Genomic DNA, 12,882 nt, shown 5'->3' with positions numbered 1-12,882 from the left:
CTTAGTCCTCCTCGCCTGCGCCCTTGGCCAGTTCGGCCTTGAGCAGGAATGCCTCACCAGTCGCGATCGTCTGGCCGGCAGTGAGGCCGGACAGGATCTCGATCCGCCCGGCGCTGCGCCGGCCGGTGGTCACCGGCCGCGCCCGGAAGCCGGCCGCGCTGCGCACGAACACAACGTCGCGCCCCTCAAGCGACTGGACCGCGCTCTCCGGCACGACGATACCGCCCGCCTGAACATTCGCGGGCTTGAGCCGCACCCGGACCGACTGGCCGGGCTGCAGTGTCCCGTCCGTGACGTCGATCACCGCCGTCGCCGCCCGCGTCTCGCCACTCAGCGTCGGCGTCACCGCGCGGACCCGCGCCGCGACGATGCGGCCGTCGGGCAGTTCGATCGCCGCTCCATCGCCGGCCGCGATCCGCTGCGCATCGATCGCTCCGAGCGCCGCCTCGATCTGGATCAGGCGTGGGTCGGCGACCCGGAACAACGGCGTCTCCGCCTGCACGAACGCGCCCAGGCTGACCTGTTGCGCGGTGATCCGGCCGGAGATCGGGCTGGCGACGATCACGCCGCGCCCGTCACGCGTGACATTCGCCGCCCCCGCCGCGACTTGCGCACGGCGCGCCTCGGCATTGGCTGCCGCGGCCTCCGCCTCGGCCCGTTCCAGGTCGACACGCGCCGACACTTTCTGATCGTAGAGATAGCGTTCCCGCGCCACGCCCCGCACCGCGAGCCTTGCCCGGGCTGCGGCTGTGGTGCCGTCGGCGGCGATCTGCGCCGCCTCGCGGCTCTCGACGATCGCCAGCGCCTCGCCTGCCCGTACCGGGTCGCCGAGCCGCTTGAACACCCGCGTCACCGCGCCGCTCGCCCGGGCAGTGACCAGCGCCTCGCCATTCGGCGCGGCGGTGACGGTGGCATGGGCAACGATCTCCGCCGCCAGCCCGCCGGCCGCGATCGTCTGCGTCGTGATGCCCGCCTCGCGGATCGCGGCGGCGGTCATCTCGACTGCGTCGTTTGCCGGCGCCTTGCCACCGGCCTGTGCATTGACCTTTGGGGCGACCGGCTTCGCGGCCTCGCTGGTGCAGCGCGCGACGGAAAATCCGCTCGCCGCCGCGACAAGAATGGCGGCCGCAATGCCGCCGGTCAGGCGTTTGTCCTGAAGGATCATCGATTGTCTCCGGAATAAAGGGGCGCGGGAGCGGTCAGCCGCTTCAGCCGCGCTTCGGCATCATGGTAAGCGGCAAGCGCATCGATCGATGCGCCGCGCGTCTCGGCCAGCGTGCGTTCGGCCTCGAGCAGTTCGAGCTGGCCGAACTTGCCCTGGCCATAGCCAATGCGTGCAATCCGCGCCGCTTCGACCGCGGCGGCAAGCGCCGCCCCGCCCGCCGCTCGGGCGGTCGCGGCTTCATTGTCGCGCTCGGCCCCGGCGCTGGCGATCGCCTGCTCGGCGTCGGTCAGGGTCAGCCGGCGTTGCGCATCGGCCTGGGCACGCTCGGCCCGTGACTGGTCGAGCGCGGCGCGGCCATTGTTGAACAGCGGGATCGGAATCGACACGCCGAACACCGCCGCCATGTCATTGGTCGCCGCCAGCCGCCGCGCGCCCGCACTGAGCGTGATGTCGGGCACGCGCTGCGACCGCGCGAGCCGTACCTGCGCATCGGCGGTGGCGAGATCGGCCTTCGCCGCCGCCCAGGCCAGCGTCCCTTCGGCGCGCGCCTGAAGCTCCGGTCCATAGCCGCCGACCCGGTCGAACCACCCCAGATCAAGCGCGCCGGTCACCGGCCGGCCAGTCAGCCGCGCCAGCGCGTCACGCGCCACCGTGACCGAGCGCCGCGCGCGATCAAGCGCGGTCGCGGCGTTGATCCGCAGCACATCGGCGCGCTGCTCGTCGATCGGCGATGTCGCTCCAACCTGCACCCGGTCGCGCGCGACACGCAGGCCCTCGTCAGCGATCTCGGTCTGCGCCTGCGCCACGGCCAGCCGTCGCTCCGCCGCGACCGCCGCGATATAGGCCTGAGTGACCCGCAACCGCAGGTCGCCCAGCATCATGGCGGCCGCGACCTGCGCGCGGGTCAAGCGCGATTCCGCCACCGCAATCCGCGCCGAACGCTTCCCGCCCAGCTCAAGCGGCAACTGCAGGCTGGCGGTGGTCTCGGCACTCGACAGGCCATGATAGCTGCCCGTGCCGACGACATTCTCGGCCTGGACCTGCACTGAGGGATTGGGCCGCAGCCCAGCCACAGTGCGTCCCGCATCGGCGGCGCGCACCCCGGCATCTCCCACTTCGACCACGGGCGACGCCGCCCCGGCCTCCGCCAACGCCTGTTCGAGCGTCAGCGGATCGCCGGCGGAGGCCGGCATTCGGGTTTCGCCGGCGGATACCGGCACGGTTTGCGCCTGTGCGATACCCGCACAGAACGCGGCAGCCAGCATGGCCGCGATGAAACGATACATTTGAAAACACTCCTGACGGACAAGACTCCGGCAGCGCGACGCGAAAACGCGTCACAGCCGGGGGCGGCCGTCAGGCTTGTGGCGGTCTCAGCGCAGGGTCGGTCGGGCTCGTCACCCCACCTCGGAAATCGGCCAGCGTCGTAATCGACGCGACCCGGGCATGGCCGACGCTATCGGCATCGGCGACCGGTGCCGCGACATGATGGCCATGGCAGCCGCCATGATGATGCGGAAAGCCGCTATCGCCATCGGCCGGCACCTGGTCGGAATCACCATCGCTATGCCCGGCACTCACTTCAGTGCCGGTGGTCGTGCAGCCGATCGGCTCCGAGGCATGCGCCACCGACCCCAGCCCAAGCGACAGCGCGAGCATCAGAGAAGTCAGGAGAAGGAGCATCCGGCGCATCACATCACTCACTAGCAGCGATCGCGCCATGATGGGAAGCGATCGATCCGCCGGATGCCCGATCGGCGCGCAGTTCCTGCCGCGCCTGGCGGATGATCTGCGCGCCGCCGCTTAGTCCCAGCACGGCCAGGATCGTCGCGACGATCAGGTCGGGCCACATCGTACCGGTGCCGAACACACCGCCCGCCGCCAGCACCACTGCGACATTGCCAATCGCGTCGTTGCGCGAACAGATCCATACCGAGCGCATATTCGCATCGCCCTGGCGGTAGCGGTACAATAATGCGGCAACGCCGCCATTGGCAATCAGCGCCATCACCCCGATCACACCCATCGGCACGGCTTGCGGTGATGCCCCGACCAGTGCGGCCCAGCCCGCCGTCACCAGCACCCAGCCGCCCAGCACAGTCAGCGTCGCGCCCTTGGCAAAGGCCGCGCGCGCGCGCCAGCGCAGCGCCATGCCGGCCACCACCAGGCTGATCGCATAGCTGGCCGAATCCCCGAAGAAGTCGAGCGCATCGGCCTGCAGCGCGCGCGACTCCGCCGTCGCGCCGACCACCAGCTCGATTCCGAACATCGCCGCATTGACGATCAGCGCGATCCACAGCACCCGGCGCCAGCGCGGATCATTGGCCGGTTTCTGCGTTGCGCAACTGTTACAGGCCATGATCGCGGCTCCTCGACCGACTCGACGATCCGCATTATATGCACCCTGTAGCAACTATAGGGTCAAGCCTTATGAACGATCTGAAAATCGGCGACCTGGCGCGCGCTACCGGCACCAGCGTCGAAACGGTCCGATGGTATGAGAAGGTCGGCCTGCTTGCCCGCCCAGCCCGCACGGCGGCGAATTACCGCAGCTATGGCCGGGCCGAACTGATGCGGCTGAGCTTCGTCCGGCGTGCGCGCGACCTCGGCTTCTCGATCGACCAGATCCGCACCATGCTCGACCTGTCCGACGATCGCAGCCGCGATTGCGCGACGATCGATGCGATTGCGTCCGCGAATCTGTCCGAGATCGACCGCAAGATCGCCGATCTCACCGCGCTGCGCGGCGAACTTGCCAACATGGTCGTCTCATGCCGCGGCGGCAGTGTCGCGGATTGCCGCATCCTCGAGGCACTCGCACCGGCATAAAGACTTACCGGCGGCGTGGCTCAGCCTTGTCGGGTCCGATCAGCGCCTTCAGGTCGATTGCGTCGGCCATTGCCGCATTGCCCGCATCGCCAGGATGCAACCGGTCGCCCGAGTCATAGTCTCGCCGCAGCGCAGCCGGGTCGGTGGGGTCGCTGAGCAGCCGATCGAAGTCGACCACCGCATCGAAGGTTCCGCTGGTGCGGATCCAGACATTCACTCGCCGCCGCAACGCGTCCTTGTCCGCGCTGAAATAGCTTGTGGCGAATGGCGTGCCGGGCAGCGCGCCCGCGAATGGCGTCAACGTCGCGCCAATCACCCGGACGCCATTGGCATGCGCGTGCGCAACGAGCTGGCGATAACCGGCAGTCAGCCGTTCGAGTGTCATTGCCGGTTCGTCCGGTGCGAATGGCGTCCCCGGCCAGGCAATGTCGTTGATGCCCAGCAGCACGATCACCGTCCGCACGCCCGGCTGGGCGAATACGTCACGGTCGATCCGCGCCAGCGCGTTCGCGCCCATCCCATCGCTGAGCAGCCGCGCCCCCGAAATGCCCGCATTGATCACGGCGATTCCCCGCGATGCGGCGCGCGCAGCGAGATAATCCGGCCAGCGTCGCTCCTCCTCCATCGTCGCGCCCGCGCCATCAGTGATCGAATCGCCAAGCACCACCACCGCGCCGCGCGCAGCCGGCGCTTCGACCAGCACATCGGACAGGAACAGTCTGACGCTGATCAGTTCGGGGGTCAGTTCGGGCGTGGTGAACGTCACGGCCGAAAGATGCTCGCCGCGCAGGAGATAGCCGCTGCGCCGCCCATCCCAATGGAAGGATTCGACCGGCACCGCGCCGCTAAAATACAGGCTGATCGCGAGATCCTCCGCTGCCCCGACCGGCATTGCCACCACATCGCTCAGCACCGAAGCGCCCGGCGCGATCGTCACGCCGCCTTCCCCGCCAAAACTTAATTCATGATCAGTAGCAGCGACGATCGCCGCGCCGCCCGCCGACCGCGCCAGATGCGCACCGTCAATCCGTACCGGCGAACGCCCGAACGCATTGGACAGGCGAATCCGCACCCTTGTGCCGCCAATGCCGATACGCACGACTTGCCGTACGCTGCAATCCGCGAGCGACGGCACCCCCGCCGACAACACGAAACTCTCGCCCCACACCGCTTGCGGACTCGCGCTCCACGCCGGCACCCATTCGGTCGCGGCGGCGTTCCCCGGTCCGGCCAGGACCAAAGCGGCAAGGGCGGCAAATAGACGATTCATCAGGCATCCCTTCGGCGATAGGCGCGACACGGCACCCTGTCCCGCTCCAGATGGACCCGCCGCCATCCATGAAGTAGATGGCGCAAAGGAACATCATTAGAGAATTGACAGCACAAATGCCCCGCTCTGACATCAACCGCGCCGGCGAGATGGAAATGTTCGTCCGCGTGGTCGAACAAGGCAGCTTCTCCGCCGCCGCTCAGGCCGCGGGCCTCACCCCTTCGGCGGTGAGCAAGCTTGTCGCGCGGCTCGAAACCCGGCTCGGCGCGCGGCTGGCGCAGCGCTCGACGCGGCATTTCGTGCTGACCCCGGAAGGGCAGGATTATTACGACCGCGCCTTGCGCATTCTCGCAGATCTCGACGAAGCCGAGCGAGTCGCCGGCGCTGGCGGTCGCCCGGCGGGACGATTGCGCATCAGCAGCAGCGCTTCCTATGTCACCCATGTCCTCGCACCGATTCTGCCGGCCTTTCTCGACGCGTGGCCCGATATCGATGTGGATGTGGTGCAGACCGACACGGTGATCGACCTGCTCGCCGAACGCACCGATGTCGCGGTCCGCGCCGGGCCGATGCCCGACTCCCGCCTGATCGCACGCAAGCTGGGTGAGACACGCATGATGATCGTCGCCGCGCCCGACTGGATCGCGCGCCATGGCGCGCCGCAGACCCCGGCGGAGCTTGAACGGCACGACCGGCTCGGTTTTGCCTATTCGCGCGCGACCAATGGCTGGCCGCTGCTCGACCAGGGCCGCGAGACCATGCAGCCTCTCGCCGCGCGGGTACGGGCCAGCGACGGCGAAGGCATCAGGCGGCTCGCGCTCGCCGGCCTCGGCATCGCACGCCTTGCCCGCTTCACCATCGGTGACGATCTCGCTTCGGGCCGGCTGGTGCCGTTGCTCGAGGAATATAATCCCGGCGACACCGAGGCTTTCCACGCCGTGTTCCTCGGCCGGTCGGAATCGCTACCGGCGCGAGCGCGGGTGTTTCTCGATCATCTCGCCGAACATGGCCGGGTTGCCTGACCGGCTCAGCCGCGCAGCTCCTTGCGCTGCGTTACGACCGGAATCCCCTGCGCGTCGATCTCGAGCCCGACGACCTGAAAGCCGTGACGCAAATTGACCATGATCATCGCATTGTTGGCTGCGCGAGTCCGCGTCTCGACATGGGTATGGCCACTCGCGGTCGCCGCCTCGTGCTGCCGCACCATCAGTGCGTCGGCGATTCCGAGCCTGCGCGCCGAAGGATGCACCCCGCCAAGCCAGCTGTAGAATAGATGTGGGCCGCGCCGATAGCCAAGCTTGAACCCGACCAGCTCGTCCCCCCGATACGCAAGCCAGAGATCGGCCCCGGCAACCCCAGGCAGGCGCAGCGCCAGATAGTTCGGATCGAACCCGGGAAACAGCATCATGCATAACGGCAACAGCAGGGCAATCGCCTCGTCCGCGCTGCCGCCGTGGCGCCGATAATCAATGCCGCTCATGCTTCCTCCGCATCGATATTGTCGATCACGCGCCTCAGCAGCGACAACAAGGTCTCGACTTCATCCGGGCTGAACCCTCGCACCGCCGCCGCATTGCCCTCCGCCAGCACCTGACGCGCCGCGCCTTGCCGCGCTCTCGCCATCTCGGTCAGCGAGATCAGGCTGCTGCGGCCATCCTCCGGGTCGGGCTCGCGCTGGATCAGCCCGTCGCGCTCCATCCGCGTCAACATTTGCGCCATGGTCGGCTGCTCGACCTTGGCCCAGCGCGCCAGCTCGCGCTGCGACAGTTTCGCGCCGTCCTTCAGCGCGACCAGCACCGGCAACTGCCCCGTGCTCATGCCCAGCGGCTTCAACCGCGCATCGCCGAGCCGCGCCATGGTCCGCGCCGCGCGGCTGATATGGTGACCGGGCGTCGCCATTGGACTCCATGCATCATCGCCCATTTACATAGCTACCTATCTAATATACATAGTGACCTATGTAGATCATAGAGGACAGGATCTGATGTCACAATATCGGATAGCGATCATCGGCGGCGGACCAGGCGGACTGACGCTTGCGCGGCTGCTCCATCTCGGCGGCCTGACCGTCTCGGTGTTCGAGCGCGACACGCATGCCGATGACCGGCCGCAGGGCGGCACGCTCGACCTGCATGCCGATACCGGCCAGCGCGCGCTGCGCCTTGCCGGACTCGAGCGCCAGTTTCTCGCCGCCGCGCGCTATGACGATCAGGGCATTCGTCTGTACGACAGCAGCGGCACCTTGCTGTTCGGCGATGATGAGAGCGACGGCGACCGGCCCGAAGTCGACCGCACCGCACTACGCCACATGCTGATCGAGTCGCTGCCCGCCGGGATGATCCGCTGGGGTACACGCGTCGACCGGATCGAGCCCGGGAATGACGGACGTCATGACGTGATTGCAGGCGGTGTACGCGAGTCCTTCGACCTGGTGGTCGGGGCGGACGGCGCCTGGTCGAAGGTCCGCGCTTTGCTGTCCGACGCGAAACCCGTCTATGAAGGCGTGACGATGGTCGAACTCGGCTTCGACGATGTGGATCGTCGCCATCCGGCGGTCGCTGCGCTGACCGGGCGCGGCAAGATGTTCGCGCTCGGCGACAATCGCGGGCTGATCCTGCAACGCAACGGCCATGCCCATATCCGCGGTTATTTCGCGCTCCGCACCGAACAACCCTGGGCCCCCGCGCTGGAGGACGCCACGCCGGACGCGATCCGCCACAGGATATTGGAGTATCTCACGGGTTGGGGTGACGCGCTGACCAATGCAGTGTGGTCGGCCGATACGGTGATCGGCGTGCGTCCACTCTACGCCTTGCCGGTCGGCCATCGCTGGGCGCACCGCCCCGGCATGACGCTGATCGGCGACGCCGCGCATTTGATGTCGCCGTTCGGCGGCGAAGGCGTCAATCTGGCGATGACCGATGCCGCCGATCTGGCGGCGGCGCTGATCCAGGGCGACGACGCGGCGGTCGAGCGCTTCGAAGAAGCCATGGCTGCCCGAGCGGCGCCAGCGGCAGATGGTGCGGCGCAAGGGCTGCGCCACTCGATCTCGCCCACCGGCCCGGCGGCCGCACTGGCGCATTTCCGGGAGGTGATGGTCGCGGCAGCTTGAGCTCGTTCAGGAGCGCGCCGAAGCGCGGTCCGGTCCGTCAGTCCAGACCCGACTTGCCGGGAGCCCAATATGCCTTGGTCATCACGCGAGCGCCGGGAACGGCGAGTTTGCGCAGAGACTGACGGAGCCGCTGGATGGCCGGGGCCCTGCCACTTAGAACGAAGGTGGCGCCCGCCGCTGCGAAAGCGGGCAGCTCGGCTTCCATCGCGACCAGATGCTCATCGCCCTCCGCCCTGGCAGCTATTGTCGCCTGGCCGAGGCCGAGACGGTCGATCGCCAATTCAGCATCGTCGATATGCTCGGCCTCGAAGCGGCAGGATACGGTTCGACCAGGAATATCCGACTGAAGTGCGTAAGCGAGGCCGATCGACGTTTCATCCCCGAACACCGCAAGCGGGGCCGCCACCCTGGCATCCAGCGAGCTGCGCGGACCGAATATGTCGTACCAGTCTCCGACTGCGGCATCCCGAACCCAGGCGCTGCCGGGTCCATCGCCATGTGCATAGCCGAGGATACGGGTACGGCCGGCGAAATCGTCCCATTCGATCGGGGTATAGGTTCGCGTCGCGAAGGTCGCGCCAATCGCGATCTGCACCTTCTGCCCGGGCACCCACGCCACACCGCGCAGCTGTGGGCCCTCAAGCGTGATCAGCCGGAACCGGCCACCCAGTTCCTCGCAGGCCGAGACGACGCCCTGCCGCATGAACATGCGCCGAAACGTCTTGTGCAACATTCCCGGCTCGCTGCGCGCGGAAGATTGCTGGGCATTGGGCGTCGTCATCAGCGAGTCACCACGGCCAGTTCATTGCCACGTCCCTCATCGAGTGCGACCGGTTGCGACAGATAGCCGTTCGCGGGATCACGGACATGGGCGAGATAATCGCGATCGAAGGCATTCTCGGCAAGGACGAACGCACCCGTCCTGAGGCGCGGCTCGACAAGTTTGAGAACCGGCAAATAGAGCGAGAAGGCACCGTCGAGCAGCAGCATATCGACTTCGCCACTGATGTCCCGCAGCGTCTCGAGCGCGTCACCTTCGCGAATGTCGACAAGGTCCGAAAGCCCCGCAGCCGCGACATTGGCTCTGGCGCGTGCGACCTTGCCGGGTTCGAGTTCGCTTCCAATCAGCTGTCCGCCGCCATTGTCCATCAGTCCGGCCGCCAGATAGAGTGTCGAAATGCCCATCGACGTCCCGAATTCGACGATCCGCGTCGCTCTTGACGCGCGGACGCACATATAGAGGAAGCGGCCATAGCTGGGCGAAACCGCGAGGAACCGATCGGCATGGCCATGATAGGTCGATTTATAGTCCGCCCTTTCCTCGGCGATCTTCTCGGCGATGAATTCCTCCAGCGAGTCTCCGGCGGCCGCAACTTCGGCCATCACCTCCTCGCGATACTGGCGGTCGGCCGACTCGGCCTCCTGATGAAGTCCATCCAGAATTCCGGCCATGCGACCGGCTGTCAGCGAATCCACATTCTGTCCTTTCCAGAACCGGACCGGGCAGGCCACCCGACCCTTCGGCTTCCCAGCTACGCTAGGCGACACTTGTCGTCATTCCGAAGTCTGGACAGAATGTTATCGAATCTTGCCAAAACGGCGCGATGCGGCAAAGAGATCGCGTCATGCCCATGCTCAGCAAATTTCCGGCAGAACAGGATTGGGTTGACCCTGACGACGTGGACCGACCAATCGTGACCTATGGCGCGGTGATGGCGGAGATGGGCCAGGTCGAACTTGAGCCGCACACCCATAAAAAGGGCCAGATCATTCTGGTGCAACGGGGCGCGCTGAGTTGCGAGGTGGACGGCGGTCTCTGGATGGTGCCGCCGCGCAGCGCGATCTGGATACCGGGCGGTGCGATGCACGCTATCAAGGGGTCCGGCCTTGAAGGCTATAACGCCTTCATCGCCCATGACGTGGCAGGCGATCTGCCAAAAATCTGCTGCGCGCTGTCGGTCGGACCGCTGCTGCGGGCACTCCTGATCCGGTCGGCGAGCTTACCGCTGCTTTACGAGCAAACGGGTCCGGCGTCGCGCATGGTGACGGTCCTGCTCGACGAGATCGCGGCCGCGCCGGTCGAGAATCTCCATCTGCCGATGCCGGTCGATAAACGCCTGCGCAATCTCGTCGAGCGCATGATGGCCTTGCCCGCCGAACGGGGCACAATGGAATCCTGGGCCAGCCATGTGGGCGTGAGCGAACGGACCTTCGCCAGGCTGATCGGTCGGGAGACGGGAATGAGCTTCGGTCGATGGCGCCAGCAACTCGGCGTCATGCTGGCGGTGAAGTGGATGGCGGGCGGGGCCACGATCCAGCAGGTTGCCGCCGACCTTGGTTACGAGAGCATGCCCAGTTTCGTCACGATGTTCAGGAAAGCGCTGGGCACATCGCCTGGACGCTATATGGCCGAGCGGCATCCGGGCAACAGGCGGTAGCGCGATGAACGGAACAACGCGCCGATTGCCGCTGACTGCTATCTGACCGTTATTCGATCACAGCCCGCAAATCGTCGACCGTCATCGACCCTAGTCCAGCTCGAGATACCCCAGCGCCCGCTCCAGCAGGGGCTCCAGCCCCTCCGCCTCCTGCCCCTGCGGCGCGAACGCCCCGTCGAGTGCGAGCGCGGCAAAGCCATGGACCAGCGACCAGCAAGCGATCGACGGCGCCAGCGCGAGATCGCGGGGCCCCGAATCGCCGACCGCATCCGCGCCGCGCGCCGCGTGGTCGAGTATCGTAAAGGCCCGGTCGCCTGCTTCGACATGACCGGGCGCGCTCTTGTCGAGCAACGCCTTGCGCCACATCAAGCGGTAACGCCCGGGATGAGCGAGCGCGAACCTGACATAGGCCTGACCCTGCGCCATCAACCGCGCCCGCCGGGTCGGGCCGGCAGCAGCGTCCGCCGCCGCCAGCGCATCGCCCAGCGCAATGAACGCTTCGGTCGCAATCTCGGTCAGCAACCCGCGCGCATCGCCGAAATGATGCGCGGGTGCAGTCGCCGACACCCCCGCGCGTCGCGCCGTCTCACGCAAGCTGAAGGCGTCGACGCCGCGCTCCTCGATCACCGCAACGGCGGCCGTAATCAGCGCCGCGCGCAGATCGCCATGATGATAGCCGCGCGCGGTCATCGACTTGCCTCGATGCGCTTCTTGCCTCTGGCCTTGATCCAAATCTTGACAGTGTAAAAATTGATCATCATACCGCTACTTTACGGTGTAAAGATAAAGGCGACAACCAATGATCGACCCCCATCTGGCATTCTCTCTCGGCAATATGATCGCCATGCTCGGCTGGCTCGGGCTGCTGCTCAGCCTGTTCGTCGTGCAGACCCGGATCGTCGCCTGGACTTTCGCGGCAATCGCTTTCCCACTGCTCGCCGGGCTCGCCTATGCGCTGCTGTTCGGCCAGGCGATGGCCGCGGGGGGTGGCGGCGGCTTCGGCTCGATCGAACAGGTCCGCACCTTGTTCGCCAATAACGCGGCGCTGACCGCCGGCTGGCTGCATTATCTCGCATTCGACCTGTTCGTCGGTTGCTGGATCGTGCGCGAAGGACTCGACGCCGGCGTACCACGTCTGTTGATCATCCCGTGCCTGATCCTGACCTTCATGGTCGGTCCGGTCGGCCTGCTGCTGTTCCTGGTGCTGCGCTTCGCCGCAGCGCGCCGTGTCGGGCTGGTGCAATGATCGCGGCGCTCCCCTTCCCTGTCCGGTCCTCGACCATGCTGACCATATTCCGCCGGCTGCAGCCGGAGCTGGTCTGGTACGGCCTCGCCCTGCTCGCCATGTTGCCGCTCAGCCTCGCCTTGCAGGGCATCGACCCGCGCCAGATCGACGGAGTCGATGTCTGGGTGAAGCCAGCCAAGTTCTTTGTCTCGACCGCGATGTTCGCATTGACCTTCGCCTGGTGCTTCGCGCTGGTCCGCCCGGAACGCCGCCGCTCGCCGCTGATGATCGGCACGGTCTGGCTGCTGATCATTGCCTCGGCTTATGAGATCGGCTGGATCAGTTGGCAGGCCGCGCACGGCCAGCGCTCGCACTTCAATGTCGCCACGCCGTTCGACGCCATGATGTACACGACGATGGGCGTGTTCGCGGTGCTGTTCATCAGCACGACGGTACCGCTTGCCTGGGAGATCGCCCGCCGGCCTGCATCTGGCGCCCGCCGAGACCTGATCGCCGCGGTGGTCATCGGCCTGCTGCTTTGCTTCCTGCTCGGCGGCGGCCTTGGCGGCTATTTGAGTTCGCAGGCCGGCCATAGTGTCGGCACGGCGGCGGGGCAGCTGCCGCTGTTCGGCTGGAACCGAACCGGCGGCGATCTGCGCCCCGGACATTTTCTCGGTATCCATGCGATGCAGGCAATCCCGTTCCTCGCTTTGCTGACGCGCGGCCTGAGTGAGCGGTTGCGCTGGACCGTGCTGACCACCGGAACCTTGGTCTATACGTTCGCGACCCTCGCCATTTTCGCTCAGGCAGTCGCAGGTCGGCCTTTGATCGGCTGAAGCGGGA

The 12,882-nt window shown here is 66.8% G+C and carries 16 protein-coding genes; 6 read left to right on the top strand and 10 right to left on the bottom strand.

Annotated features, from left to right (window positions below; genetic code table 11):
• Position 1: 1 nt before the first annotated feature.
• From OO12_RS12885 to OO12_RS12870, 4 genes are all read right to left on the bottom strand, one after another.
• Positions 2 to 1,165, bottom strand: coding sequence for an efflux RND transporter periplasmic adaptor subunit (locus OO12_RS12885; protein WP_034159057.1), 1,164 nt, complete (start codon positions 1,163 to 1,165; stop codon positions 2 to 4).
• The gene (locus tag OO12_RS12880; RefSeq protein WP_034159056.1) at positions 1,162 to 2,451 is read right to left on the bottom strand and encodes a TolC family protein; all 1,290 of its coding nucleotides are present in this window, start codon (positions 2,449 to 2,451) and stop codon (positions 1,162 to 1,164) included. The genes OO12_RS12885 and OO12_RS12880 overlap by 4 nt, the downstream gene beginning before the upstream one ends.
• 70 nt (positions 2,452 to 2,521) lie before the next feature.
• A complete protein-coding gene (locus OO12_RS26905) occupies positions 2,522 to 2,857 on the bottom strand; it encodes a hypothetical protein (protein WP_052215830.1) in 336 nt (111 codons plus the stop codon).
• 4 nt (positions 2,858 to 2,861) lie between these two features.
• The gene (locus tag OO12_RS12870; protein ID WP_034159055.1) at positions 2,862 to 3,524 is read right to left on the bottom strand and encodes a cation transporter; all 663 of its coding nucleotides are present in this window, start codon (positions 3,522 to 3,524) and stop codon (positions 2,862 to 2,864) included.
• A gap of 71 nt (positions 3,525 to 3,595) precedes the next feature.
• On the opposite strand from OO12_RS12870, the gene OO12_RS12865 reads away from it, so the two are divergent.
• Positions 3,596 to 3,994: a MerR family transcriptional regulator gene (locus OO12_RS12865; protein WP_034159054.1), complete on the top strand. Its 399-nt coding sequence runs from the start codon at positions 3,596 to 3,598 to the stop codon at positions 3,992 to 3,994.
• A 4-nt stretch (positions 3,995 to 3,998) separates the two neighbouring features.
• Here the strand turns inward: OO12_RS12865 and OO12_RS12860 are convergent, their stop codons facing one another.
• Positions 3,999 to 5,264, bottom strand: coding sequence for an SGNH/GDSL hydrolase family protein (locus OO12_RS12860; protein WP_052215829.1), 1,266 nt, complete (start codon positions 5,262 to 5,264; stop codon positions 3,999 to 4,001).
• A gap of 116 nt (positions 5,265 to 5,380) precedes the next feature.
• On the opposite strand from OO12_RS12860, the gene OO12_RS12855 reads away from it, so the two are divergent.
• The gene (locus tag OO12_RS12855) at positions 5,381 to 6,286 is read left to right on the top strand and encodes a LysR family transcriptional regulator (RefSeq protein WP_034159053.1); all 906 of its coding nucleotides are present in this window, start codon (positions 5,381 to 5,383) and stop codon (positions 6,284 to 6,286) included.
• 5 nt (positions 6,287 to 6,291) lie between these two features.
• Here OO12_RS12855 and OO12_RS12850 read toward each other — a convergent pair whose 3' ends face one another.
• Positions 6,292 to 6,744: a GNAT family N-acetyltransferase gene (locus OO12_RS12850; protein WP_052215828.1), complete on the bottom strand. Its 453-nt coding sequence runs from the start codon at positions 6,742 to 6,744 to the stop codon at positions 6,292 to 6,294.
• On the bottom strand, positions 6,741 to 7,163 hold the full coding sequence (locus tag OO12_RS12845) for a MarR family winged helix-turn-helix transcriptional regulator (RefSeq protein WP_034159191.1): 423 nt from the start codon (positions 7,161 to 7,163) through the stop codon (positions 6,741 to 6,743). Before OO12_RS12845 ends, OO12_RS12850 begins: the two co-directional genes overlap by 4 nt.
• Positions 7,164 to 7,248: 85 nt before the next feature.
• Between OO12_RS12845 and OO12_RS12840 the strand changes: the two genes are divergently transcribed.
• Positions 7,249 to 8,376 (top strand): FAD-dependent oxidoreductase, encoded by a 1,128-nt coding sequence (locus OO12_RS12840; RefSeq protein ID WP_034159052.1) that lies wholly within the window; start codon positions 7,249 to 7,251, stop codon positions 8,374 to 8,376.
• 37 nt (positions 8,377 to 8,413) lie between these two features.
• Here the strand turns inward: OO12_RS12840 and OO12_RS12835 are convergent, their stop codons facing one another.
• Complete coding sequence (locus OO12_RS12835; RefSeq protein WP_200887456.1) at positions 8,414 to 9,157, bottom strand: siderophore-interacting protein; 744 nt, start codon at positions 9,155 to 9,157, stop codon at positions 8,414 to 8,416.
• Entirely contained in the window at positions 9,157 to 9,852 is a 696-nt protein-coding gene (locus OO12_RS12830; RefSeq protein ID WP_034159051.1) for an O-methyltransferase, read from the bottom strand. Before OO12_RS12830 ends, OO12_RS12835 begins: the two co-directional genes overlap by 1 nt.
• A 218-nt stretch (positions 9,853 to 10,070) precedes the next feature.
• Here OO12_RS12830 and OO12_RS12825 point away from each other — a divergent pair, with 218 nt between their 5' ends.
• Positions 10,071 to 10,814 (top strand): helix-turn-helix domain-containing protein, encoded by a 744-nt coding sequence (locus OO12_RS12825; RefSeq protein WP_200887455.1) that lies wholly within the window; start codon positions 10,071 to 10,073, stop codon positions 10,812 to 10,814.
• Positions 10,815 to 10,904: 90 nt separating this feature from the next.
• On the opposite strand, the gene OO12_RS12820 is transcribed toward OO12_RS12825, so the two are convergent.
• Positions 10,905 to 11,504, bottom strand: coding sequence for a TetR/AcrR family transcriptional regulator (locus OO12_RS12820; protein ID WP_052215826.1), 600 nt, complete (start codon positions 11,502 to 11,504; stop codon positions 10,905 to 10,907).
• Between the two features lie 109 nt (positions 11,505 to 11,613).
• Here OO12_RS12820 and OO12_RS12815 point away from each other — a divergent pair, with 109 nt between their 5' ends.
• On the top strand, positions 11,614 to 12,060 hold the full coding sequence (locus tag OO12_RS12815) for an abscisic acid-deficient protein Aba4 family protein (protein WP_034159049.1): 447 nt from the start codon (positions 11,614 to 11,616) through the stop codon (positions 12,058 to 12,060).
• The gene (locus OO12_RS12810; RefSeq protein ID WP_152616405.1) at positions 12,057 to 12,875 is read left to right on the top strand and encodes a hypothetical protein; all 819 of its coding nucleotides are present in this window, start codon (positions 12,057 to 12,059) and stop codon (positions 12,873 to 12,875) included. The genes OO12_RS12815 and OO12_RS12810 overlap by 4 nt, the downstream gene beginning before the upstream one ends.
• The last annotated feature ends 7 nt before the right edge of the window (positions 12,876 to 12,882 follow it).

The sequence above is a fragment of the Sphingomonas sp. ERG5 genome (genome assembly GCF_000803065.1).
GTDB lineage: Bacteria > Pseudomonadota > Alphaproteobacteria > Sphingomonadales > Sphingomonadaceae > Sphingomonas.
Note: the sequence above shows the minus strand (reverse complement) of the source record. Positions and strands in the feature narration are given on the sequence as shown.

Coding starts and splice junctions, on each gene's coding strand:
- OO12_RS12885 (WP_034159057.1), bottom strand. CDS start 1,165: ATGATCCTTCAGGACAAACGCCTGACCGGCGGCATTGCGGCCGCCATT.
- OO12_RS12880 (WP_034159056.1), bottom strand. CDS start 2,451: ATGTATCGTTTCATCGCGGCCATGCTGGCTGCCGCGTTCTGTGCGGGT.
- OO12_RS26905 (WP_052215830.1), bottom strand. CDS start 2,857: ATGCGCCGGATGCTCCTTCTCCTGACTTCTCTGATGCTCGCGCTGTCG.
- OO12_RS12870 (WP_034159055.1), bottom strand. CDS start 3,524: ATGGCCTGTAACAGTTGCGCAACGCAGAAACCGGCCAATGATCCGCGC.
- OO12_RS12865 (WP_034159054.1), top strand. CDS start 3,596: ATGAACGATCTGAAAATCGGCGACCTGGCGCGCGCTACCGGCACCAGC.
- OO12_RS12860 (WP_052215829.1), bottom strand. CDS start 5,264: ATGAATCGTCTATTTGCCGCCCTTGCCGCTTTGGTCCTGGCCGGACCG.
- OO12_RS12855 (WP_034159053.1), top strand. CDS start 5,381: ATGCCCCGCTCTGACATCAACCGCGCCGGCGAGATGGAAATGTTCGTC.
- OO12_RS12850 (WP_052215828.1), bottom strand. CDS start 6,744: ATGAGCGGCATTGATTATCGGCGCCACGGCGGCAGCGCGGACGAGGCG.
- OO12_RS12845 (WP_034159191.1), bottom strand. CDS start 7,163: ATGGCGACGCCCGGTCACCATATCAGCCGCGCGGCGCGGACCATGGCG.
- OO12_RS12840 (WP_034159052.1), top strand. CDS start 7,249: ATGTCACAATATCGGATAGCGATCATCGGCGGCGGACCAGGCGGACTG.
- OO12_RS12835 (WP_200887456.1), bottom strand. CDS start 9,157: ATGACGACGCCCAATGCCCAGCAATCTTCCGCGCGCAGCGAGCCGGGA.
- OO12_RS12820 (WP_052215826.1), bottom strand. CDS start 11,504: ATGACCGCGCGCGGCTATCATCATGGCGATCTGCGCGCGGCGCTGATT.
- OO12_RS12815 (WP_034159049.1), top strand. CDS start 11,614: ATGATCGACCCCCATCTGGCATTCTCTCTCGGCAATATGATCGCCATG.
- OO12_RS12810 (WP_152616405.1), top strand. CDS start 12,057: ATGATCGCGGCGCTCCCCTTCCCTGTCCGGTCCTCGACCATGCTGACC.